General features: G+C 59.2%; 17 protein-coding genes. 11 read left to right on the top strand and 6 right to left on the bottom strand.

The annotated features are described in order from the left end of the window. The first annotated feature begins 908 nt into the window (after nucleotides 1-908). Nucleotides 909-2,111 (top strand): ammonium transporter, encoded by a 1,203-nt coding sequence (locus BXU06_RS10225; RefSeq protein WP_077299231.1) that lies wholly within the window; start codon nucleotides 909-911, stop codon nucleotides 2,109-2,111. A gap of 105 nt (nucleotides 2,112-2,216) precedes the next feature. Here the strand turns inward: BXU06_RS10225 and BXU06_RS10220 are convergent, their stop codons facing one another. From BXU06_RS10220 to BXU06_RS10210, 3 genes are all read right to left on the bottom strand, one after another. After that, on the bottom strand, nucleotides 2,217-4,025 hold the full coding sequence (locus tag BXU06_RS10220; RefSeq protein WP_077299229.1) for a methyl-accepting chemotaxis protein: 1,809 nt from the start codon (nucleotides 4,023-4,025) through the stop codon (nucleotides 2,217-2,219). Nucleotides 4,026-4,658: 633 nt separating this feature from the next. Further along, nucleotides 4,659-6,011 (bottom strand): tRNA 5-hydroxyuridine modification protein YegQ, encoded by a 1,353-nt coding sequence (gene yegQ / locus BXU06_RS10215; protein WP_077299227.1) that lies wholly within the window; start codon nucleotides 6,009-6,011, stop codon nucleotides 4,659-4,661. A 227-nt stretch (nucleotides 6,012-6,238) separates the two neighbouring features. Then, the gene (locus tag BXU06_RS10210; protein ID WP_253189444.1) at nucleotides 6,239-7,090 is read right to left on the bottom strand and encodes a LexA family transcriptional regulator; all 852 of its coding nucleotides are present in this window, start codon (nucleotides 7,088-7,090) and stop codon (nucleotides 6,239-6,241) included. Between the two features lie 214 nt (nucleotides 7,091-7,304). On the opposite strand from BXU06_RS10210, the gene BXU06_RS10205 reads away from it, so the two are divergent. Next, nucleotides 7,305-7,649, top strand: a complete 345-nt coding sequence (locus BXU06_RS10205; RefSeq protein ID WP_077299225.1) for a YkgJ family cysteine cluster protein — start codon at nucleotides 7,305-7,307, stop codon at nucleotides 7,647-7,649. Nucleotides 7,650-7,720: 71 nt separating this feature from the next. On the opposite strand, the gene BXU06_RS10200 is transcribed toward BXU06_RS10205, so the two are convergent. Together BXU06_RS10200 and aceA are read right to left on the bottom strand one after the other, a co-directional pair. Further along, on the bottom strand, nucleotides 7,721-8,281 hold the full coding sequence (locus tag BXU06_RS10200; RefSeq protein WP_077299223.1) for a GGDEF domain-containing protein: 561 nt from the start codon (nucleotides 8,279-8,281) through the stop codon (nucleotides 7,721-7,723). Between the two features lie 272 nt (nucleotides 8,282-8,553). Then, on the bottom strand, nucleotides 8,554-9,852 hold the full coding sequence (aceA, locus tag BXU06_RS10195; RefSeq protein ID WP_077299221.1) for an isocitrate lyase: 1,299 nt from the start codon (nucleotides 9,850-9,852) through the stop codon (nucleotides 8,554-8,556). Nucleotides 9,853-10,374: 522 nt separating this feature from the next. Here aceA and grpE point away from each other — a divergent pair. The 9 genes from grpE to BXU06_RS10150 all read left to right on the top strand — a co-directional run bounded on the left by grpE (nucleotide 10,375) and on the right by BXU06_RS10150 (nucleotide 21,284). After that, nucleotides 10,375-10,926 carry a nucleotide exchange factor GrpE gene (gene grpE / locus BXU06_RS10190; protein WP_077299219.1) on the top strand — a complete coding sequence of 184 codons (552 nt, stop codon included), beginning with the start codon at nucleotides 10,375-10,377 and terminating at the stop codon, nucleotides 10,924-10,926. Nucleotides 10,927-11,104: 178 nt separating this feature from the next. Continuing rightward, on the top strand, nucleotides 11,105-13,042 hold the full coding sequence (gene dnaK, locus BXU06_RS10185) for a molecular chaperone DnaK (protein WP_077299217.1): 1,938 nt from the start codon (nucleotides 11,105-11,107) through the stop codon (nucleotides 13,040-13,042). A gap of 133 nt (nucleotides 13,043-13,175) precedes the next feature. After that, a complete protein-coding gene (dnaJ, locus tag BXU06_RS10180) occupies nucleotides 13,176-14,324 on the top strand; it encodes a molecular chaperone DnaJ (RefSeq protein ID WP_077299215.1) in 1,149 nt (382 codons plus the stop codon). Between the two features lie 308 nt (nucleotides 14,325-14,632). Continuing rightward, nucleotides 14,633-15,801 (top strand): IS3 family transposase gene (locus BXU06_RS10175; RefSeq protein ID WP_216352460.1). Its coding sequence is split into 2 segments (ribosomal slippage): nucleotides 14,633-14,900 and nucleotides 14,900-15,801, totalling 1,170 coding nucleotides; the frame shifts between segments, so codons are not numbered across the junction. Nucleotides 15,802-15,872: 71 nt separating this feature from the next. Then, a complete protein-coding gene (locus tag BXU06_RS10170; protein WP_171982185.1) occupies nucleotides 15,873-18,623 on the top strand; it encodes a COR domain-containing protein in 2,751 nt (916 codons plus the stop codon). 110 nt (nucleotides 18,624-18,733) lie between these two features. Then, nucleotides 18,734-19,780, top strand: a complete 1,047-nt coding sequence (locus BXU06_RS10165; RefSeq protein ID WP_077299211.1) for an IS481 family transposase — start codon at nucleotides 18,734-18,736, stop codon at nucleotides 19,778-19,780. Nucleotides 19,781-19,869: 89 nt separating this feature from the next. Then, entirely contained in the window at nucleotides 19,870-20,079 is a 210-nt protein-coding gene (locus BXU06_RS10160) for a hypothetical protein (RefSeq protein ID WP_077299209.1), read from the top strand. Nucleotides 20,080-20,107: 28 nt separating this feature from the next. After that, entirely contained in the window at nucleotides 20,108-20,671 is a 564-nt protein-coding gene (locus BXU06_RS10155; protein ID WP_077299207.1) for a DUF1003 domain-containing protein, read from the top strand. 202 nt (nucleotides 20,672-20,873) lie between these two features. After that, a complete protein-coding gene (locus BXU06_RS10150) occupies nucleotides 20,874-21,284 on the top strand; it encodes a hypothetical protein (protein WP_077299205.1) in 411 nt (136 codons plus the stop codon). A gap of 64 nt (nucleotides 21,285-21,348) precedes the next feature. Here BXU06_RS10150 and BXU06_RS10145 read toward each other — a convergent pair whose 3' ends face one another. Continuing rightward, complete coding sequence (locus BXU06_RS10145; protein ID WP_077299203.1) at nucleotides 21,349-22,509, bottom strand: UbiH/UbiF family hydroxylase; 1,161 nt, start codon at nucleotides 22,507-22,509, stop codon at nucleotides 21,349-21,351. Nucleotides 22,510-22,575: the final 66 nt, after the last annotated feature.

Below are 22,575 nucleotides of genomic sequence, written 5' to 3'. Positions count from 1 at the left end.
GGTTCCCGCCTGCGCGGGAACGACAAGTGGGTGAAACTCATGCCAGAAGAGGGCTAGCCTCCGGTGGGTGCTCCTGTTTAATCTATTTTAAAACATAGCCTTATCTTGCTGTTCCTTGCCACGGCGAACCACCCGCCGCATCCCACCCCGTCATTCCCGCGCAGGCGGGAATCCAGAGGCATCCACAGCGTGCAGCGGGTATCAGCTCTCACGATCGCCCTGCCATGCTCCACGCCCATGGCGCACGCTCTGGCACGGCCTGGGTTCCCGCCTGCGCGGGAACGACAAGTGGGTGAAACTCATGCCAGAAGAGGGCTAGCCTCCGGTGGGAGCTCTTGTTTAATCTATTTTAAAACATAGCCTTACCTTGCTATTCCTTGCCACAGCGAACCACCCACCGCATCCCACCGCGTCATTCCCGCGAAGGCGGGAATCCAGGGGCATCCACAACGTGCAGCGGGTATCAGCTCTCACGATCGCCCTGCCATGCTCCACGCCCACGGGGCACACTGTGGTGCGGCCTGGGTTCCCGCCTGCGCGGGAACGACACGTGAAGTGAGGTTCATGCTGAAAGTGGTTTAGTCGTCAGTCACGTTGAAACACCAGCGTACATGTCAGCAAGCTGACCTTGGGCAGCTGTGCCAATGATCGGTTCATATCATGATGACTGGCTATTACGCTGCCCTACCTGCGGCTGGGGCTGGGGTGGCACTTATTTGACGCATAGGCATTATCATGGTGCATGGCTGGAGCGGATTTGCACAATATTTGCGCGCAATCTGGCAATTTTTCAGTGCGAACGGGGTAGTTAAATATTATTTATTGTTTTTAATCAGTAAGTTATAAACAAAGGCATTATGTTTGCTTTCGGTGCACGCACTAAAATCATGCACCAAAGGAAAATACACATGGGAGCCAACACCAGCGCCGGGGACGTTCTGTTCCTGCTCTTGGGCGCCATCATGATTCTGGCCATGCACGCCGGCTTTGCCTTTCTGGAACTGGGCACGGTGCGCAAAAAAAACCAGGTCAACGCCCTGGCCAAGATTCTCAGCGACTTTGCCGTATCGGCCATTGCCTACTTTAGCGTGGGCTATACCGTGGCGTATGGGGTGAATTTTCTCGCCCCAGCCAGCGTGCTGACCGCCAACCATGGCTACGAGCTGGTCAAGTTTTTCTTTTTGCTGACCTTTGCCGCCGCGATTCCGGCCATTATTTCAGGCGGCATTGCCGAGCGCGCCAAGTTCAGCCCGCAGGCGTTGGCCACGTTTGCCTTGGTTGGGCTGGTGTATCCGTTTTTTGAAGGCATGGCCTGGAACAACCATTTTGGCCTGCAAGACTGGCTCACCGCGCAGTTTGGCGCGGCGTTCCACGACTTTGCCGGTTCGGTGGTGGTGCATGCGGTGGGTGGCTGGATTGCCCTGGCGGCGGTGCTGCTGCTGGGCCCGCGCTATGGCCGCTACCGCAAGGAAGGCGGCGTGTCGGCCCACCCGCCGTCCAGCATTCCGTTTTTGGCGCTGGGCGCGTGGATTCTGATTGTGGGCTGGTTTGGCTTTAATGTGATGAGCGCGCAAAAGCTGGAAGGTATGTCCGGGCTGGTGGCGATGAACTCGCTGATGGCTATGGTGGGCGGCACACTCACCGCCAACTGGCTGGGCAAGAACGACCCCGGCTTTTTGCATAACGGCCCGCTGGCCGGCCTGGTGGCGGTGTGTGCGGGCTCGGATGTCATGCACCCGATTGGTGCGCTGGTGGTGGGGGGCGTGGCTGGTTTGCTGTTTGTGGCGATGTTCACCATCACGCAAAACCGCTGGAAAATTGACGATGTGCTTGGCGTATGGCCGCTGCACGGCCTGTGCGGGGTATGGGGTGGCATTGCCTGTGGCCTGTTTGGCCAAACCTGGCTGGGTGGGCTGGGCGGGGTCAGCCTGGTGTCGCAGCTGCTGGGCACGCTGGCCGGGGTGGTGATTGCCTTTGTGGGCGGCGGGGTGGTGTATGGCGTGCTGAAAGCCACGGTGGGCTTGCGGCTGGATCAGGAAGAAGAGTATCAGGGGGCGGATCTGACCGTACACAAGATTACCGCCACGCCGGAACGTGAGGCCAGCTGGTAAGACAATCAATACCTCAAATACCTCAAATACCTGGATGGCAGCCCTGCCTGTGCGGGGATGAATCAAACACGCCCCCGCCTGCGCAGGGGCGTGTTTTTTTTTCGCTTACACATGGCCAGACAGGGTAAGCATGCGGCTGGTGTCAAACCCCAGCCGCAGCGCGCCCCAGTGGCGGTTGTTGACAAACACCGGCAGCGAGATTTCCGACAGCACTTCGCCGGTATCGCGCACATAGGTTTGCAGCAGGAAGGGCTGGGTGTTGCATGCCGATTTCAGGCCGGCTGGATCGTTAAAAATGCGTTTGTCGCGGCTGTGCAGCAGGTCAACGCGGGCATCGCCGGTGGGTTTTTTCGAGTAGAACGAGTTATGCGTTGGCGCGTAGCCACCTTCGTCCACCAGCAGGGCAAACCGTCCGCCGGGGGTTTCGTCTACCAGGCGGTCGTAGTCTGGCTGCATCAGCTGCTCAAAGCTTTCGTCGTAGCTGGTGTGGTATTTTTGCGGATGCGAGCCGGGAATCGGGCGGTAATTGCGGTCAAACAGATTAATCCCGCGTTCGGCCATTTCCTGCAGGCGTTTTTCCAGCATTTCGCGGTAGCTGCGTGCCCGGTTGATGGCGTGGTCAAAATCGCCTTCGCCCACGCTGAAGCGCGACACCAGCTCCTGCACCTGCTCGGAGGCATGCGACAGCTCTTTGGATACCTGATGCGACAGCTGCAGCTTTTCGGTGACCTGCTGGCTCAGCTCGTCAATATCCGACACATGCCGGTTCACCTGCTTGTTGGTGGCGGCAAAGGTTTCCATGGTGCGGGCAATTTCCGACAGGCTGCTGGCGGTGTTGTCGTAGTCGATCACCATTTTTTCAAAATGCTGGCTGGCCTTGCTGACGGTTTCGCTGGCTGAGCGGGTATCGGTGGTGATCTGGCTGGTTTCTTCCAGGGTGTTGCCCACCAGCCGCAGCATACCTTCAATATTGTCGGAAATCTCGTCGGTGGCCACTTTCACCCGCTCGGCCAGCTTGCGCACCTCGTCGGCCACCACGGCAAAGCCGCGCCCGGCTTCGCCCGCACGTGCGGCTTCAATCGCGGCGTTCAGCGCCAGCAGGTTGGTTTGGTCGGAAATGTCCTTGATCAGGTCAACAATCTGCTTGATGCTGGCTGAACGCAGGTTCAGCCCTTCTACTGTCTGGTTAAAGCGGCTGACTTTCTGGTTGACCGCCTCAATCCGCGCCGTGACGTCAATCAGCTCGGCGCATGAGGATTTGGCCACGGCCAGATTGTCCAGCGTGGTGTAGGAAATATGCTGGGTTTGCTCCGATACCTGGGTGATGCCGGCGGTGGTGGCGTCGCTGGATTCGCGCACTTCGCGGGCAAACTGGCCCTGCTTGCGCGCGCTGCCCAGCGAATCGCTGATATTGACTGCCGAGCGGGCTGAGTCCATGGCAATGCGCACGGTCATCAGCCGCACATTGCTGATGATTTCGCGCATTTTTTTCAGGAAGCGGTTGTAGGATTCGGACAGCTCGCGGATTTCATCGAAGGTCATCGCCGGAATGTCGCGTGACAGATCGCCTTCGCCCTGGCCAATTTCGTTGAAGATGGAAATGATCATTCGCAGTGGCCGCACAATCAGGAAACGCAGATACCAGACCATGAAGCCAATAAAGGCCAGCGAGACAAACCACAGCGCCACCACCGCCTGCAACGCCTGGCGCATGGTCTGGTCCAGTTTCTGGAGAAGATCGGGCTTCACCTCGGCGCTGGCCAGCACCTGATGCACCTCGGTGAAATAGAACCACAGCAAGGCCACAAAGCCGAGCTGAAACAGGCTGATGAAGAAAAAACTGCACAACTTGCGGCTGATTGAATTCCAGAAGGTTTTTTCAACCAGCGTGTAGGTTTGCCAGAACCAATTCATTGTTTTCCTCCGTCCTGGTCATGCTGGGTCAGTGCCGGCATGCCTGTGACCACCTGACTTGATCCGAACCGTGCCGCCATGGCACTGTCGGGATGAAGCATGCTGCATCACCCTCACGCGACCACCGGGGCGCGGGCGCGTCATCCTGCGCGATGACGCGGCCCGGGTGTGTCCGGTGTGGCCCAACCTTATGTTTTTATCGGCAAAGCACCAGATGGTGCAGTGCATCAAGACATGCCCTCATCACATCTTTTTGATGCTTTTTAGATATTCAGCATCATTTTCACCCCATCACCTGCTGACAGACCCCCTGTGTCGTGACACAGTTCCCCAGGTCGTTGCCTGTACACGATTTGACCGGGAAACCTGTGCCGACCAGCGGACAAGCCCCCCGGCCAGAACATGCGCAGGTGCAGGGTGTATTTACGCCGTATTCTGGTATGAAGTGCAGAAAAAATCCAGCAGTTACTACGCTGCTGTGCAACATGTTCACCGCATTGCCCACCCAGGCCACAAGCCTTGCCCTGTCTGCCTTGCCCCAATCCTGACGTTTGGCTAAACAATCCTGTGACAAATTCACGAAAAATAAAAAAACGTGGCGATTGGCCACGTTTTTTTGAGGAGATTGCCGGCTTACAAAATTCTGGCCAGCAAGGCACCGCTGGCCACTGGGCCGAGGTCGAGCTCCACCACCACCCCGCTGCCCCCGGCCACCTCCACCGGGCCGTGGCCCCGGCGCAGCATGTCGCCCACGATGATTTCCCGGTTGCCCGCTGGCTGAATCACCTCCAGCCGATCGCCACGGGCAAAGCGGTTTTTAACATCTACCGTGGCCAGGCCCTGGGCATTGACGCTGAGCACGTCGCCCACATACTGGCTGCGCTTGGCCTGCGAATGCCCGGTCATGTAGTTCTGGTAATCCTGGGTATGGTGGCGCTCATAAAAACCATCGGTATAGCCCCGGTTGGCCAGCCCGTCCAGCTCGGCCAGCAGGCCCAGGTCAAATGGCCGGCCCGCCACCGCGTCGTCGATGGCCCGGCGATACACCTGGGCGGTGCGCGCCACGTAGTACAGGCTTTTGGTGCGACCTTCAATTTTCAGCGAGTCCACGCCAATCCTGGTCAGCCGCTCGATATGTTCGACTGCGCGCAAATCCTTGCTGTTCATGATGTACGTGCCATGCTCGTCTTCCAGAATCGGCATGGTTTCGCCTGGGCGGCTTTTTTCTTCAATCAGATAGGTTTTGTCGGCCAGCGGATGACGCGGCGCGCCGCCACAGGCGGCAAACTGCTGGTTGGCGTCATCCAGGGCGTGGTTGAAGTCAAAGTCGATGGCCTGCACATCGCCATTGTCGCTGGCGTCGCTGGTATCGTGAACCTTGTAATCCCAGCGACAGGCGTTGGTGCAGGTGCCCTGGTTGGGATCGCGGTGGTTGAAGTAACCCGACAGCAGGCAGCGCCCGGAGTAGGCAATGCACAGCGCGCCATGGACAAACACTTCGATTTCCATGTCCGGGCATTCCTGACGGATTTCCGCCACCTCGTCCAGGCTCAGCTCGCGCGACAGGATAATGCGCGACAGCCCCAGCTTTTGCCAGAACTTCACCCCCATGTAGTTGACGGTATTGGCCTGCACGCTCAGATGAATCGGCATGTCTGGCCAGGTTTCCCGCACCATCATGATCAGGCCAGGGTCGGCCATGATCAGCGCGTCTGGCTGCATGGCAATCACCGGGGCCATATCGGCCAGATAGGTTTTGACCTTGGCATTGTGCGGCAGCAGGTTGGAGGCCACGTAAAATTTCTTGCCTCTGGCGTGGGCTTCCTGAATGCCGACGCCCAGTTGTTCCAGCTTGAACTCGTTATTGCGCGCGCGCAGGCTGTAGCGCGGCTGGCCGGCGTATACCGCATCGGCACCAAAATCGTAGGCAGCACGCATTTTATCCAGCGTGCCGGCGGGCAATAGCAGTTCGGGAGTGACAGACATGTTCAGCATTCCGGTAGGCGGGCAGGCGGAGCACCCGGAGCGGGCGCGCGCTGCCTAAGGCCAGGCGCAGGGACGGGCGGCGCTGGCCATGATGGCGTAAAGCCGCGATTATCCGCAGCCACCGGGGCAGCGTCAAGCACAGGGCGGTGGCCTGGGTAAATTAACCCTATGAATCGTATGGGTTAATTTTTGCCTTGCCGCTGCCGGCCCGGCTTATAGCTTGTGAATCAAAGCTTGTGAATCACATTGCTGACCACGCCCCAGATCATCAGTTCGCTGGCTTCGTCGATTTCAATTGGGGCAAATGCCGGATTGGCCGGCATCAGCCGCACCTGGCCGTGGCGGGTGGACAGCCGCTTGACGGTCAGCTCGCCATTGAGCGCCGCCACCACAATCTTGCCATCGCTGGGTGGGCGGGCGCGGTCCACCACCAGCAAGTCGCCATCGCGAATGCCGGCTTCCAGCATCGACTCGCCCTTGACCCGCACCAGAAAACTGGATTCGCGATGCGGCAGCAGATAGTCGTTCAGGTCAATCAGGTCTTCGATGTCGTCATCGGCGGGTGCAGGCTGGCCAGCCGGGACGGTGTGGCTGTACAAGGGCACGCTGACCACCTGGGTCAGATGCGGGGGCAGGATGGCCCCCAGCTCGCGCAGCAGCGTGCGGTCGGCGTGGCTCAGCGGGCCACGACGGCGCTGTTCGGCGCGGTCGCGCAGCAGTTGCAGCTGCTGAAACTCGCTGGGCTTGAGCGCTACCTGCTTAATGCCGCGCGTGGCGCGAAAGCGCTCCTGGCGCAAGGCCCCCAGCAGCTTGGTGCGGCTGCTGGGGGTCAGGTGGGCGTCCACCCATTCCGCCACCACACGCTGGTCGGCAGGCTGGCTGGCTTCGCCGAGCTGGCGCAAGGCCCGCACGGCGGCATCGTGCTGGCGCGGCTGCAGCAGACCGATCCGGCCTTCTTCCAGCGCGCCCAGCAGGCGCTCGGCCAGCTCGGCCTGATCCACCTGATAATGCACCGGCATGTCGTCGAAACTCGGTTTGCCGTTGACCCACTGCGGGGTTTTGCGTTTTCTGCCTGCCATGATGCGACCAATTTGCGTGACTGTTACGAAATTATAAGCGCAATTAGACGAATACAACATGGCTTTCCTGATGATTTGGCCAATTTATCCTGATATTTGCCGGATGAAACGGTGTATTTTGGCCCAATTGGGCTGCCATGACACGGCCCAGGCGTAGGAGCTGGCGGGTCAATCCGGTAAGCTCGGCGCTTTTCTGTACACATCAGGAGCCACGATGTCCGCCGTTTCCCCTTCCATCTGCACGCAATGCGGCGCTTGTTGCGCCGCGTTTCGGGTGACGTTTCATTATTCCGAGCTGGACAGCGAAGGTGGTCGGGTGCCTGCCGGGCTGGCCGATGCGGAAACCGCCAGCTTGTACCGGCTGCGCGGCACCGACTACGCCCGGCCACGCTGCGCGGCGCTGATTGGCACCATTGGCCAGTCGGTGCAATGTGGCATTTACGCCGAACGCCCATCGCCGTGTCGCGAGTTTGGTGCACGGGCAGAAATGGGCGTGTTTGAAGAGGCCTGTCATCACGCCAGGGCCTTGCATGGCTTGCCGGCGTTGACGGTGGAGTGAGGCGGTGGGGGGAAAAACCGGGTGGTGCGTCGCCCTGCGGGTGACGCACCCTAATGGCAAATCAGCGAAGTTCAGGCGGCCAGTGCCGGGGCATCTTGCATACAGATGCCATTGCGCCCCTGGCGTTTGACTTCCAGCACCCGCTGTTCGGCGCGGCTGACCAGCGCCGTCCAGCTATCAAGCTGATCTACCTGACGTTCGGCCACGCCCATGCTCAGTGTGAGCGGCTGCCCGTCCGGGCGCAGGCCAAAGCCCATTTCGCGGAAGCGGTTCAGGGCAATCACCGCGTGATCCAGCGAGGTATTGGGCAAAATCAGCAAAAAGCGTTTGCCGCTCCAGCGCACCAGCATATCGCCCTGGCGCTGGGTTTTGCTGATGTACTGTGGCACGGCCACCAGCATGCTGTCGCCTTCGGGGTGGCTGTGGCTGTCGTTGATTTCGCTCAGGCGGTCAACGTCCAGCAAGGCCACCGCCAGCGGGGTGTTACTGCGCTCGGCCACCTGAAACTGCAGGGCCAGCACTTCTTCTCCACTGCTGCGGGCAAAGGTTTGGGTCAGCGGGTCGCGCTGGCGGTTTTGGTAAGCATGGTGCAGCTGGGCAACCAGCCTTAGGGTTTCCAGACTCAGCGGCATGATGACTCCCTCCTTTTATTATGGTTTTGCCGTCGCGGCCATGGCCGGTTTCGGGGTGTGGCCGTTTGTGCAAACATCTCTGTTTCATTTATAGCACGCACCGTCAGCCTGCCTGGAGGTTTAGCCCAGCAAAAGGCAAAAATCCAGAAAGAATTTGATATGACCCCAAATATGAAAAAACCCCGTCAGGGTGAGCTGACGGGGCAGTGGGTCGATGCCAAGCCCGAGGGCTTGCCGGGTGGAAACCACCCGGAGTGAGACAAAATCAAATCTTAGTGGAACTGTTCTTCTTCGGTGGAGCCGGTCAGGGCGGTCACCGAGGACTTGCCGCCTTGAATCACGGTGGTCACGTCGTCGAAGTAGCCAGTGCCCACTTCCTGCTGGTGCGACACGAAGGAGTAGCCACGATCGCGTGCGGCGAATTCCGGCTCTTGCACCTTCTCGACGTAAGCCGACATGCCACGGGCCACGTAGTCCTGGGCCAGGTCGAACATGTTGTACCACATGGAGTGGATACCAGCCAGGGTGATGAACTGGTACTTGTAGCCCATGGCACCCAGTTCGCGCTGGAACTTGGCGATGGTGGCATCGTCCAGGTTTTTCTTCCAGTTGAACGACGGCGAGCAGTTGTAAGCCAGCATCTTGCCCGGGTGAACCTTGTGCACGGCTTCAGCAAACTTGCGGGCGAATTCCAGATCCGGGGTGCCGGTTTCGCACCATACCAGGTCAGCGTAGTGAGCGTAGGCAATGGCGCGGGAGATGGCTTGGTCCAGGCCCTTGCGGGTCTTGTAGAAGCCTTCGGCGGTGCGCTCGCCGGTCAGGAACGGCTTGTCGTTTTCGTCGTAGTCGGAAGTCAGCAGGTCAGCGGCTTCAGCATCGGTACGGGCGATCACCAGGGTCGGCACGCCGTACACGTCGGCAGCCATACGGGCGGCGATCAGCTTTTGCACGGCTTCTTGCGTCGGCACCAGCACCTTGCCACCCATGTGGCCACACTTCTTCACGGAAGCCAGCTGATCTTCCCAGTGCACGCCGGCTGCGCCAGCGCGGATCATCGACTTCATCAGTTCGAAAGCGTTCAGCACGCCGCCAAAACCGGCTTCAGCATCGGCCACGATCGGAGCGTGGTAATCGATGTAGCCCTTGTCGCCAGCGTCCACACCCTTGGAGTGCTGGATTTCGTCAGCGCGGGTGAAGGCGTTGTTGATGCGCTCAACCACCTTCGGTACCGAGTCCACCGGGTACAGGGATTGGTCCGGGTACATGGCGGAGTATTCGTTGTTGTCAGCCGCAACCTGCCAGCCGGACAGGTAGATGGCCTTGATGCCAGCTTTCACCTGTTGCATGGCTTGGCCGCCGGTCAGCGCGCCCAGGCAGTTGATGTACGGTTCGTTGTTGACCAGGTTCCACAGCTTCTCGGCGCCACGGCGGGCCAGGGTGTATTCGACCGGGAAAGAGCCGCGCAGGCGCTCCACGTCAGCGGCGGTGTAGCCACGCTTGATACCGGCCCAGCGCGGATTTTCAGCCCAGTCTTTTTCGATGGCAGCGATGCGTTGTTCGCGAGTCGTCATGTTTCTGTTACCCCAGAATGATTAATTTGGCCTAAACGGGCGACATGCCCGAAATCATTTTTGCCCCAGCACATGGCGGCAAAAAGTGCGAGCGCGGTGTGTCGGCTTGCGCAGAGGTTGCGGAGATGGCCACAACCGGATACGAGCCAAACTTGGTGTTTTTCACCACAGTTTTGCAGGCTTTCGTACAACTTTGTGTGAGGATTAAATCATAAAAACCCCCACTTGTGTGCAGCGCAGCAATAAAAAAATGTCGCATTTTCGTAAATGAAAACGGCTGTTCGCCAGCGGAAAAATTTGCCCTGCCGAAAGATGAAAATACGGTTACTTGCGCATCTGAGTGAACAAGCCCGCACCCTGTGCCTGCTGGCCTGGCTGCCCATCCCCCCCTGAAAAATGCCAGCCCGGCCCGCCGCCCTCTCAGAGGGGCGGGCTTGTCGCCGCTGGCGCAGATGCACCGCCTGGGGGTTGAAACCGGCCACAATGCCCCTACTTGTCGCATCATTATTCACGGAGGTCGCCATGCAATCCCAAGAATCCCATGTGCCTGCATCTGATGCCGTGGCCGCGCAGCCCGAAACCATTTCCACCGGCCTGCCGCCCGACGCCGCTGCCGCCTTTGACGCCAGCGCCCGCATTGCCGAACTGGAAACCCAGCTGACCGAAGCCAAAGACCAGTTCCTGCGTGCCCGCGCCGAGCAGGAAAACCAGCGCCGCCGCGCAGTGGAAGACCTGCAAGCGGCCAATAAATACGCCGTACAGAAATTTGCCGCCGAAATGCTGCCGGTGAAAGACAGCCTGGAAATGGCCCTGCTCGACCAGAGCGGGCAGTTTGACACCCTCAAGCACGGCGTGGATCTCACCCTGAAACAGCTGATTTCGGCTTTTGAGAAATTCCAGCTGAGCGAAATCAACCCGGTGGGCGAAAAGCTCGACCCGCACAAGCATCAGGCCATCAGCATGATCGAGTCTGACGCCGACGCCAATACCGTGGTGAATGTGATGCAAAAGGGCTACCAGATTGCCGAACGCGTGCTGCGTCCGGCCATGGTGGTGGTGGCCAAGGGCAAATAGCCCGGTAAGCGACAGGGGTAAAATTTGCACCCTGTCCCTTGAAAACGGTTAAACCAGCTTTATCTGACATCTCAAGAAAACATCTGCCAGCGCGCCCCCGGCGACAAAGTGCAAGTGCTTGAACATACAGCCTTCACTGCTGGCTATTTTGCAAGATAGACGCGAAAGGAACGCAATAATGGGCAAAATCATTGGTATTGACCTGGGCACCACCAACTCCTGCGTGGCCGTAATGGAAAACGGCCAGCCGAAGGTGATTGAAAACGCCGAAGGCGCACGCACCACCCCGTCCATCGTCGCCTACGCCGAAGATGGCGAAATCCTGTGCGGCGCGCCGGCCAAGCGCCAGGCCGTCACCAACCCGAAAAACACCCTGTACGCTGTCAAGCGCCTGATTGGCCGCCGCTTCGAAGAAAAAGAAGTGCAAAAAGACATCGACCTGATGCCGTTCTCCATCGTCAAGGCTGGCAATGGCGACGCCTGGGTGCAAGTGCGTGACAAAGAACTCGCCCCGCCGCAAATCAGCGCCGAAGTGCTGCGCAAAATGAAGAAAACCGCCGAAGACTACCTCGGCGAAGAAGTCACCGAAGCCGTGATCACCGTGCCGGCCTACTTTAACGACAGCCAGCGCCAGGCCACCAAGGACGCCGGTCGCATTGCCGGTCTGGAAGTCAAGCGCATCATCAACGAACCGACTGCCGCTGCACTGGCATTCGGCATGGACAAAAAAGAAGGCGACCGCAAAATTGCCGTGTATGACCTGGGCGGCGGCACTTTCGACATCTCCATCATCGAAATTGCCGAACTCGACGGCGAACACCAGTTTGAAGTGCTGTCCACCAACGGCGACACCTTCCTGGGCGGCGAAGATTTCGACCAGCGCCTGATCGATTACATCATCGAAGAATTCAAGAAAGAATCCGGCGTTAACCTGAAAGCCGACGTGCTGGCGCTGCAACGCCTGAAAGAAGCCGCCGAAAAAGCCAAGATCGAGCTGTCCTCGGCCCAGCAAACCGAAGTCAACCTGCCATACATCACCGCAGACGCCAGCGGCCCGAAACACCTGGCCATCAAGATCACCCGCGCCAAGTTTGAAAGCCTGGTGGAAGAGCTGGTCAACCGTTCGATCGAGCCGTGCAAGATTGCCCTGAAAGACGCCGGCCTGTCGATTGGCCAGATTGACGACGTGATTCTGGTGGGCGGCCAGACCCGCATGCCCAAGGTGCAGGACAAGGTCAAGGAATTCTTTGGTAAGGAACCGCGCCGCGACGTGAACCCGGACGAAGCCGTGGCCGTGGGCGCAGCCATCCAGGGCGGCGTGATGAAGGGCGACGTCAAGGACGTGCTGCTGCTGGACGTTACCCCGCTGTCGCTGGGTATCGAAACCCTGGGCGGCATCATGACCAAGCTGATCCAGAAGAACACCACCATTCCGACCAAGGCCAGCCAGGTATTCTCCACCGCTGACGACAACCAGAACGCGGTAACCATCCACGTGCTGCAAGGCGAACGCGAAAAAGCCAGCGCCAACAAGAGCCTGGGCCAGTTCAACCTGTCCGACATTCCGCCGGCAGCGCGCGGCATGCCGCAAATCGAAGTTACCTTTGACATCGACGCCAACGGCATTTTGCACGTGTCCGCCAAAGACAAGGCCACCGGCAAGGAAAACAAGATCACCATCCAGGCCAGCTCCGGCTTGTCCGAAGCCGAAATCCAGAGCATGGTGCAGGATGCCGAAGCCCACGCCGACGAAGACAAAAAGCTGCACGAACTGGTGCAGGCACGCAACCAGGCTGACGGCCTGATTCATTCGGTGAAAAAATCGCTGGAAGAATACGGCGACAAGATTGGCGCAGACGAAAAAGCCAAGATCGAAACCGCCATCAAGGACGCCGAAGCCGCGATCAAGACCGACGACCAGGCCGATATTGAAGCCAAGGTGGAAGCGCTGGGCAAGGCCAGCCAGAAACTGGGCGAAATCATGTATGCCCAGGCGCAGGCCGAAGGTGCCGGCGCTGACGCGGGCCAGGCTGGCAGCGCTGCCGGTGGCAGCGGCAAGAAAGAAGACGGCAATGTGGTGGACGCCGAATTTGAAGAAGTGAAAGACAAGAAGTAATTTAGTTTAACTTCTTGTGGGCACAGTGCATCAGAGTTCCATTCTCTGGGCTCTGTGCCTTTTTCATGTTGGCAAGCACATACACACTCGGCCCGCCCGGCATTGCGGGGCGGGTTCTGCACGGTGAACAGTGATGGCAAAAAAAGACTTTTACGAACTGCTCGGGCTGAATCGCGATGCGTCGGATGACGACATCAAAAAAGCCTACCGCAAAATGGCAATGAAATACCATCCGGACCGCAACCCGGACAGTAAAGAAGCCGAAGAGAAATTCAAGGAAATCAAAGAAGCCTATGAAATTCTCTCCGACAGCCAGAAACGTGCCGCCTACGACCAATACGGCCACGCCGGGGTAGACCCCAACGCCGCAGGTGCCGGCTTTGGCGCGGGCGGGGCCGGCTTTAGCGGCTTTGGCGACGCCTTCTCCGACATCTTTGGTGACATCTTCGGTGGCCGCGCGGGCGCGGGCGGTGCAGGTGGCGGCAGCCGCAATAATGTGTATCGCGGCTCCGACCTGCGTTACAACATGGAAATCACCCTGGAAGAAGCCGCACGCGGCTGCGAAAAGCAAGTGCGCATCCCGGCAGTGGAAACCTGCGACGTCTGCCACGGCAGCGGCGCCAAGCCCGGCACCGAGCCCAAAACCTGCCAGACCTGCGGCGGCCACGGCCAGGTGCGCATGCAGCAGGGCTTTTTCAGCATCCAGCAAACCTGCCCCACCTGCCACGGCACCGGCAAGGTGATTCCTGACCCGTGTACCGCCTGCCAGGGCTCGGGCCGAGTGAAGAAAAACAAGACGCTGAACGTGAAAATCCCCGCCGGCGTGGACGAAGGCGACCGCATCCGCCTGGCCGGCGAAGGCGAACCCGGCGTGAACGGCGGCCCGGCAGGCGACCTGTACGTGGTCACCCACATCCGCGAACACGGCGTATTCCAGCGCAACGGCCAGGACCTGCACTGCGAAATGCCCATCAGTTTCGCCACCGCCGCACTGGGCGGGGAAATCGAAATCCCCACCCTGGACAGCGTGGCCCGGCTGAAGATTCCGCCCGAAACCCAATCCGGCCAGGCCTTCCGCCTGCGCGGCAAGGGGATCAAATCGGTGCGCGGCGCCAGCTACGGCGATTTGCTCTGCCATGTGGTGGTAGAAACCCCGGTGAAACTCACCGAACGGCAAAAAGACCTGCTGCGCCAGTTTGACGCCGAGGGCGCGGACAATAGCGACACACATAACCCGCGCGCCAAGTCGTTTATGGATAAGTTGAAGGATTTTTTTAACTGATTGTTCAATGGCTTAGTGTGTGGGGGTAAGGCAGAAAAGGACGCTTGTGGGCGTCCTTTTTTGTGGGTGGGGGTGGGGTATGTGTTTGGTATGATGTGGGGAGTGTCGAAGGCGATAAGGTGATGAGATGGATGGTGTGAGCGAGGGTTGGCGGGAAGCGGAACGGCGGATTGAGGAAGCGCGGGTGAGTGGGGCGAGAGAGCTGGGTTTGTGGGAGTTGGATATTGAGGCAGTGCCGACTGTAGTGGTCTAATCTTTTCGAACAGCCCGATAGGTGGAACAATCCCACCACCCAAAGGACATCGAACATGCCACAAACCCGTCGCCACTTTGCCCCCGAGTTCAAACTCGAAGTCGCCAAAAAAATCGTTCAGCAGCAATGCAGCATCACCCAGCTCTGTCATGAACTGAACCTTGGCGAAACCGCCGTCCGCCGTTGGGTCGCCCAATACAAAGCCGAACTCAACGGCCAGTCAGGCATCGGTCTGCCTCTGACCCCAGACCAGCAACGCATCCGGCAACTCGAAGCCGAACTGCGCATTGCCAAAGAGGATAACGAAATCCTAAAAAAAGCCTCGGCCTTGTTCGCCCGCGCTTATCGATGATGTTGCCCATCGTTAGCCAACTGGACAGGGCGCACAGCAAAAGCACACTCTGCCGCGTGCTGGGCGTGAGCCGCTCCGGCCTGCATCACGCTCGCCAGCGCGGTGATCGCCCGGTGTGTGATCTGCGCACCGAAACCCTGTTCAAGGCCGTCTTTGCCGAGAACCAGCAAACCTATGGCAGTCGTAGAATGCGCAGCGAGCTGGCCAAACGTGGCTTGGCGCTTGGACGCTACAAAGTGCGTAAGTTGTTGAACGCATTTAACTTGAAAACCTGCTGGAAGCGAAAGTTTGTTCACACCACGGACAGCAAACACACGCTGCCGGTGGCGGAAAACCTGCTGAACCGCAAGTTTAACCCCAAGGCCTTGAACCAGGCCTGGGCTTCAGACATCACCTATATTCGCACGCGCAGCGGCTGGCTCTACCTGGCCGTGGTGATGGATCTGTGCTCACGCCGGGTGATTGGCTGGGCCATGGAGCCACACATGCGGGCGGAACTGGTCTGCCGGGCATTGATCATGGCACAAGGGCAGAGAAACCCCGCTGCAGGTGTGCTGCTGCACTCAGACAGAGGCAGCCAATACGCCAGTGCGGAATACCAGGCGCTGCTGAAGAAACACAAGATGGTGTGCAGCATGAGCCGGAAAGGAAACTGCTGGGACAACGCCCCGATGGAGCGCTTCTTCCTGAATTTGAAGATGGAGCGGGCATGGCGTAAAGATTACGCCAACCATGAAGAAGCGCGCCGGGATGTGGCGGATTACCTGATGAAGTTTTACAACCAGAAGCGTTTGCACTCGGCGCTGGGTGAGATGAGCCCGGCAGAGTTTGAAAGACAATGCCAGCTCAAACCTGCGCCTGTGCAGGCTTGAGCGGCTGACTCCCTATCGGGGTGTTCGAAAAAACTTGACCAGTACAGACATCGGTGGCGGGATTGCCACGGGTGAGAGTCGTTCGGCTTGGGCACTGTCCCAATTTGGTAAATTTAACAGCATTGAAACAGCTACCGGCTTTGCAGTCCTTGGATTTGGGCGGGTGTGAAGCGCTGAGCGACCTGTCGCCGCTGGCCTCCCTGACCGCCTTGCAGTCCCTAGATTTGAGCGAGTGCGAAGCGCTGAGCGACCTGTCGCCGCTGGCCTCGCTGCCCGCCTTGCAATCCTTGGATTTGAGCTGGTGCGACGCGCTGAGCGACCTGTCGCCGCTGACCTCTCTGACCGCCTTGCAATCCTTGGGTTTGCGCGAGTGTCAAGCGCTGAGCGACCTGCCGCCGCTAACCTCCCTGACCGCCTTGCAATCCTTGGATTTGAGCAGGTGCGACGCGCTAAGCAACCTGTCGCCGCTGGCCTTACTACCCGCCTTGCAATCCTTGGATTTGAGCGAGTGCGATGCGCTAAACAACCTGTCGCCGCTGGCCTTACTACCTGCCTTGCAATCCTTGGATTTGAGCTGGTGCCAAGCGCTGAGCGCCCTGTCACCGCTGGCCTCGCTGCCCACCTTGCAATCCTTAGATTTGAGAGGGTGCCGAGGGCTGAGCGACCTATCACCGCTGGCCTCGCTGATCACCTTGCAGTCCTTGGATTTGAGCTGGTGCCAAGCGCTGAGCGATCTGTCACCACTGCTCCAATTACCCGCCTTAAAAACATTGCACTTGTCGGATTCAATCTCCCTATCTTGCCAGCCTGGGAGCAGTATTTTAGACACGGCAGTAGGACTAGAAACGCTGCACTGCAATAATTTACTTATTGCACCAAATGAACTGGCATCACAGCAAGATCATTTTTACCCAGAAAATTGTCTCCCCCGCCTAAAAGCCTGGCGCGCCGACCTCGATCAAGGCCAGGCAGACAATCACCGCATCAAGTTATTCGTACTGGGCAACGGCTCCGCCGGCAAAACCCAAATCTGCCGTCGGCTGCATGGCCAGGCATTTGACCCCAGCATCCCCTCCACCCACGGCATCGACTTGGACCCGTTGCCCTTGATTCTCGCCAGTGAAAATAGCCCGGCCATCATGGCGCATGTCTGGGATTTTGGCGGCCAGGATATTTACCATGGCACCCATGCCCTGTTCATGGACGAGCGCGCGCTGTTTGTGATTGTGTGGAACCCGGAACAGGAAACCGCCCTGCCCTATGCCGAGAATGGCGTGGCCATGCGCCATCGGCCTTTGGCCTATTGGCTGGCCATGGTGCGCGACGTGGCGGGGGAGGATGCTGCGGTGGTGGTGGTGCAGTCCAAATGCGACCAGCTGCAAGACAGCGTGCCGCCGCCACTGCCGGTAGACCATGGCTTGCGCCATCTGCGCTACACCGAATGCAGCGCGCGGCAAGTGGACGGCATGGACAGCGTGTTGGCCGCGATTCGGCGCCAGGCGCGGCTGTTGCTGGAGCGCTACGGTCAGGTGCTGTTGCCGGCCAGCTGGGTGGCCGTTGGCGATACGCTGCGCACTCTTTGTCGTGAGCACGAACAGCGCACCTTGCCTCGCGTCGAGTTTGAGGCATTATGCCGCGCCAGCCATGCCAGCGCCCCACCCGAGGTGGTGCTGCATTATCTGCACCGCAGCGGTGAGGTATTTTACCGACCAGGTTTGTTTGGCGATCAGTTGGTTCTGGATCAGCAATGGGCGCTGAATGGCGTATATGCGGTGCTGGATCGTCAGCGTAGTCTGCCGCTATTGCGCCGCCAAGGCGGGGAGTTTGATCGGGAAACGCTGGATGAACTTGTTTGGCATGGTAAGTATTCGCTGGGTGAACAAGCCTTGTTTATTTCTCTGATGGAGCAGTGCGGCATCTGTTTTCCTGTGGAATACCATTCAGAACAGCCCGATTTGACTCGATATCTTGCCCCGGATTTATTGTTTGAACGCGGTGAAGTCCAAGAGCAGATTGATCGTGTGTGGCGTAGTGCAGAAACGCATCTGGAAGTCTGGCTGGATTACCGTTTTCTGCACGATGGGGTAATGAAAGACTTGCTGTGTCAAATTGGTCAGCGAGCAGGGAGATATGCGGAGTATTGGCGTTATGGCGTGTGCTTTTTTGACCAAGGCATGCAGGCCACTTTCTGGCTGGAAGCGCAACCAGATATCAATCCTGACCAACCAGGCGCTGGCCGGTTGGTGTGGCGGGCGCATGTGGCACAGGCAGAAAACAGGGCTAGGGTGCAGCGCTGGCTGGAGGATTTGCTGAACGCCATCCAGCGCAAGGCGCAGGGCCAGCCTCCAGTCGTGACGTGGCGCCATCAGCAGGCGCAGGAGCTGAAGCAAGATAAAGAATTGGTTCAAGACCCGATTCAACGTTTGCAGCCGGGCAGTCAACCAGATGACAAGCCCACCGTGTATGTGTCGTATGGCTGGGGTGAGGAGAATACTGCATTGTTGGCGCAATTAGAGGCCGAGTTTACCGGGCGCGGCTGTCAGCTGATTTACGACAAGAAAAAAACTCGCACGGGTGATTGGATTTCCACATTCATGCGTGAGATTGGCCAAAGCCGTCATGTGTTGGTGGTGCTGGACGACAAGTATTTGCACTCGCCGTATTGCATGCGTGAATTGCTGTATTTGTATCAGTCCAGTTTGGGCGATAAAGCTGAGTTCTGCCGACGCATTGTGCCATGTCGGCCGGAGTCATTGCTGCTGAGCCCGGTGAAGCATCGTTTGCCGTATCTGCGCCACTGGAAAGCAGAAGCTAAATTGTAGAAGTTCAGACTTGATCTGACAGCAGGGCCTTGCCAAAGGGTGGGGTTACCCGTTTTGATAGAGGTGCGAATCTTCATCAAAACAGCGCGAGAGCGCCAGGGAGTAACCCCATGAGCAGTTTCAACCAGAATGTCATTCGTCACAAGATCGGCCTGCTGAATCTGGCCGCCGAATTGGGCAACGTCTCAAAAGCTTGCAAGGTGATGGGCCTGTCCCGTGACACCTTCTACCGTTACCAGAATGCCGTTGCCGAAGGCGGTGTCGAAGCACTGTTCGACAGCAACCGGCGTAAACCGAACCCAAAGAATCGGGTGGCAGAAGCCACAGAAACGGCTGTTCTCGCCTACGCCATTGAGCAACCTGCCCACGGTCAGGTCAGAGCCAGCAACGAACTTCGCCAGCGAGGCATCTTCGTTTCACCGTCTGGCGTTCGTTCCATCTGGTTGCGCAATAGTCTGGCTTCGTTCAAGCAGCGCCTGGCCGCGCTGGAGAAACAGGCCGCCGAACAAGGCATCCTGCTGACTGATGCCCAGGTGGCGGCGCTGGAGCGTAAGCAGGATGATGATCTGGCCCATGGCGAAATCGAAACCGCCCATCCCGGCTACCTCGGGTCGCAGGACACCTTCTACGTCGGCACGATCAAAGGTGTTGGACGGATTTATCAGCAGACTTTCGTCGATACCTACAGCAAGGTCGCCATGGCCAAGCTCTACACGACCAAGACGCCAATTACCGCCGCTGATCTGTTGAATGACCGGGTGTTGCCGTTCTTTGACGAACACGGCATGGGCATCATCCGCATGCTGACCGATCGCGGCACAGAGTATTGCGGCAAGCCGGAAACCCATGATTACCAGCTTTATCTGGCCCTGAACGACATTGAGCACACCAAGACCAAGGCGAGGCATCCACAGACGAACGGCATCTGCGAGCGCTTCCACAAAACGATCTTGCAGGAGTTTTATCAGGTGGCGTTCCGGCGCAAGCTGTACCTGTCGCTGGACGAGTTACAGGCTGATCTTGATGCCTGGATGGCCTATTACAACAATGAGCGAACTCATCAGGGTAAGATGTGCTGCGGACGCACGCCTGTGCAAACCCTGATTGCAGGGAAGGAGGCGTGGAGTGAGAAAGTCACCAGCTTGAATTTGATCTGACAATCCGGCACCGTCAGAACGGGAGACTGTCAGATCAGGTCGCGACTTCTACAGCTAAATCGCACCAGGAGTTGCTTGATGAGTTTAGTTTGGCGGAGCTTTCACCTGAAACGCGCGATGAAGTATTGTTGGTCAAGGATTTTTGCCATCGTACCGACGAGATGCTTGCCTGGATCGCCGACACCCTGATGCCGCGCGGCACTCAAGCCCTCTCCGACAACAACTTCGCCGCCATCTTCACTGCCCTGGCCGCCAACGGCTTCCCTGTTCCCCATCCCGACCCCGGCTCGCCCGGCTAACCCCTTCCCCCTCACTGGCAGACCCTGTATGGAACCTTCCCGCCCGCTTTCCCCTCCCATTCCCCAGCGCGTCACCCTGCCCGACCCTGACCATTTGCGCTTTCACCGTCGCCATGCGCATCTGGCATCACCATTTGGCAATGACTGGTTTGCACTGAAGGCCGAGGCGTTTGCCCGGTTTTTTGGCACGCCGGTGTTTTTGATCTCGCAAACGTTGATCGTGCTGGTATGGATTGGCCTGAATGTGGCGGGAATCACCGGCTTTGACGTTTACCCGTTCATTTTGCTCAATCTGGCGTTCAGCCTGCAGGCGGCGTATGCGGCGCCGCTGATTCTGCTGGCACAAACCCGGCAGGCGGAGCGCGACAAGGTGCATGCCGAGGCCGATGCGCTGCATCGGGAAAACCTGGCTGCCGACCATGCCCGGCAGCTGGCCGACGCCGCCCGGCATGCGGAGCAGATGCTGTTGCTGTTGCAGCAGAACACCCAGCTGACCGAGCTGAACAAGCAGCTGTCCGAGCGGATTGAAAAACTGACGGTGGAGCTGCACCAGAAATTTCTGGCGGTCCCGGCTACGCCACCCGCGCCGTAAGCGCTGGCCAGGTGGCGGGTATGTGGGCAAGCGAACGGAAAAAATCCCGGCCAGGGCGCAAGCTGTTCGGGTCGGGGCAAGCGAGTGATGGCCCGGTGCGGTGCGTGCCGGTTGCGTGCTGTTGTGTGTTCACCCCCGCAAGCGAGCGGGTTGCCGGCATGGGCCGGGAGCCTGGCGCTTGTGCTTTCAGAAGGCGTTTCCCATGCGCAATTCCATGATCAAAGGCGTTCTGGCCCTCACCTTCGGCTTGAGCGCCAGCCTGTTGTCGGCCCAGGAACTGGCCCCGCTTCCCACTCAAACCGACGCCCATGGCACGGTGTATCTGTCTGGTGGCATTGGTGAAACCGAACTGGAGCAGGTCAATCAGGCGGCGCGTGATTTTCCGCTCAAGCTGATTCTGGCCGAACGCACCGGGGCGTATGTGGCGGATGTGAAGGTGGCCATTGTCGATGGCCATGGCCGCATGGTGCTGGAGGTACCGTCGGTGGGGCCCATCTTGCTGGTGCGGCTGGCACCGGGGCGTTATCGGGTATGGGCCAGCTATGAGGGGCTGGTGCGCGAGCAGCGGATTAACCTGAACCGTGGGCATAAAACCGTGTCGCTGGCCTGGTAGCCCGCTGCTTGTCACAAGCCATCAGTGCGTGAAGGGGCTCGCAGATGATTTTTTCAGCGTTTCTCTAAAACCCGATTGCTTGCCGGGCCAGTTGCCGTTTTACCAGCGGCAGATGCTGGGTCAGTGACAGGCCGGTATTGCGCAGCCAGCCCAGCAGCGGGTCGCGGGTGTGGAACAGCTTGAACAGCCCGTCACAGGTCAGCTGCATGGTGTTCACCGCTTCCCGGCGCATGCGCTGGTAGCGGCGCAGCAGCAGCAGGTCGCCGGCGTCGCCGGTATGGCTGGCCAGCAGGGCGGCCAGTGCCTGGGCGTCGCCAAAACCGAGGTTGACGCCCTGGCCGGCCAGCGGGTGGACGGTGTGTGCGGCGTCACCCACCAGGGCAATGCGTGGGGCGATCACGCTGTCCGGACGCATCAGCCGCAGCGGAAACGCCTGTGCTGGCGTCAGGCAGTGCAGCTGGCCCAGCGCCTGGCCGCCAGCCTTGGCGACGGTAGCGCACAGTTCATCCGCGCTCAGCCGGGTCAGCGCGTCCGGGGTGGCGGTAGACCAGACAATGGAAATGCGCCGTTCCGGCAACGGCAGCCAGGCCAGAATGCCATCGCCCAGAAACCATTGCCGGGCAATATTGCCGTGGTCGTGCTCGGCGACAAAGTTGGCCACCACGCCGCTATGGCCATAGGGCGAGACGGCAACATGAATGCTGGTTTGCTGGCGAATCCACGAGTTGGCCCCATCCGCGCCCACCAGCAGCCGGGTGTTCAGTGTGCGGCCATCGTCCAGGCTCAGGCTGACATGGCGTGGATGATGGCTGACGCTGAGCGGGCGCACGCCGGTGATGCAACAGGCGTTGCTCTGCGCCAGTTGCTGCCACAGCGTGGCCAGCATCCAGCGGTTTTCGGCAATCCAGGCCAGCGCAGGCTGGCCGGCGTCGGCAGCAGAAAAAGCAATTCGCCCATTACCGTCGCCACGCACATCCATGGCACTGACGGTGCCAATCCGGGACATGTCCGGCCAGGCGTTCAGGCTGTCAAGAAACGCCCGGTTGGCCGGGCTGACGGCGTAGACGCGCGGGTCCCAGTCATTGGTGTCGGCCAGCCCGTCACGCGGTGGCTGCTGGCCTTCAATCAATCCCACCCGACGCCCGTGGCGACTCAGTGCCAGCGCCAGGCTGGCCCCCACCAGTCCGCCACCCACAACCAGTACGTCAAAACACTCGCAGTTCATTTTCAATGGCTTTCCTGTTTCTGGTGCCTGGCAGTATGCCCATCCCGCCTTGCGCCGGCTTTGCCC

This window comes from Aquaspirillum sp. LM1 (assembly GCF_002002905.1).
In the GTDB taxonomy this organism is placed as follows: Bacteria; Pseudomonadota; Gammaproteobacteria; order Burkholderiales; family Aquaspirillaceae; genus Rivihabitans.
The sequence above is the reverse complement of the archived record's forward strand: the minus strand, read 5'-3'. Positions and strand labels throughout refer to the sequence as shown.

Bases quoted from the DNA above. Each gene is read 5' to 3' on its own strand.
- BXU06_RS10225 (WP_077299231.1), top strand. From the start codon at position 909: ATGGGAGCCAACACCAGCGCCGGGGACGTTCTGTTCCTGCTCTTGGGC.
- BXU06_RS10220 (WP_077299229.1), bottom strand. From the start codon at position 4,025: ATGAATTGGTTCTGGCAAACCTACACGCTGGTTGAAAAAACCTTCTGG.
- yegQ (WP_077299227.1), bottom strand. From the start codon at position 6,011: ATGTCTGTCACTCCCGAACTGCTATTGCCCGCCGGCACGCTGGATAAA.
- BXU06_RS10210 (WP_253189444.1), bottom strand. From the start codon at position 7,090: ATGGCAGGCAGAAAACGCAAAACCCCGCAGTGGGTCAACGGCAAACCG.
- BXU06_RS10205 (WP_077299225.1), top strand. From the start codon at position 7,305: ATGTCCGCCGTTTCCCCTTCCATCTGCACGCAATGCGGCGCTTGTTGC.
- BXU06_RS10200 (WP_077299223.1), bottom strand. From the start codon at position 8,281: ATGCCGCTGAGTCTGGAAACCCTAAGGCTGGTTGCCCAGCTGCACCAT.
- aceA (WP_077299221.1), bottom strand. From the start codon at position 9,852: ATGACGACTCGCGAACAACGCATCGCTGCCATCGAAAAAGACTGGGCT.
- grpE (WP_077299219.1), top strand. From the start codon at position 10,375: ATGCAATCCCAAGAATCCCATGTGCCTGCATCTGATGCCGTGGCCGCG.
- dnaK (WP_077299217.1), top strand. From the start codon at position 11,105: ATGGGCAAAATCATTGGTATTGACCTGGGCACCACCAACTCCTGCGTG.
- dnaJ (WP_077299215.1), top strand. From the start codon at position 13,176: ATGGCAAAAAAAGACTTTTACGAACTGCTCGGGCTGAATCGCGATGCG.
- BXU06_RS10165 (WP_077299211.1), top strand. From the start codon at position 18,734: ATGAGCAGTTTCAACCAGAATGTCATTCGTCACAAGATCGGCCTGCTG.
- BXU06_RS10155 (WP_077299207.1), top strand. From the start codon at position 20,108: ATGGAACCTTCCCGCCCGCTTTCCCCTCCCATTCCCCAGCGCGTCACC.
- BXU06_RS10150 (WP_077299205.1), top strand. From the start codon at position 20,874: ATGCGCAATTCCATGATCAAAGGCGTTCTGGCCCTCACCTTCGGCTTG.
- BXU06_RS10145 (WP_077299203.1), bottom strand. From the start codon at position 22,509: ATGAACTGCGAGTGTTTTGACGTACTGGTTGTGGGTGGCGGACTGGTG.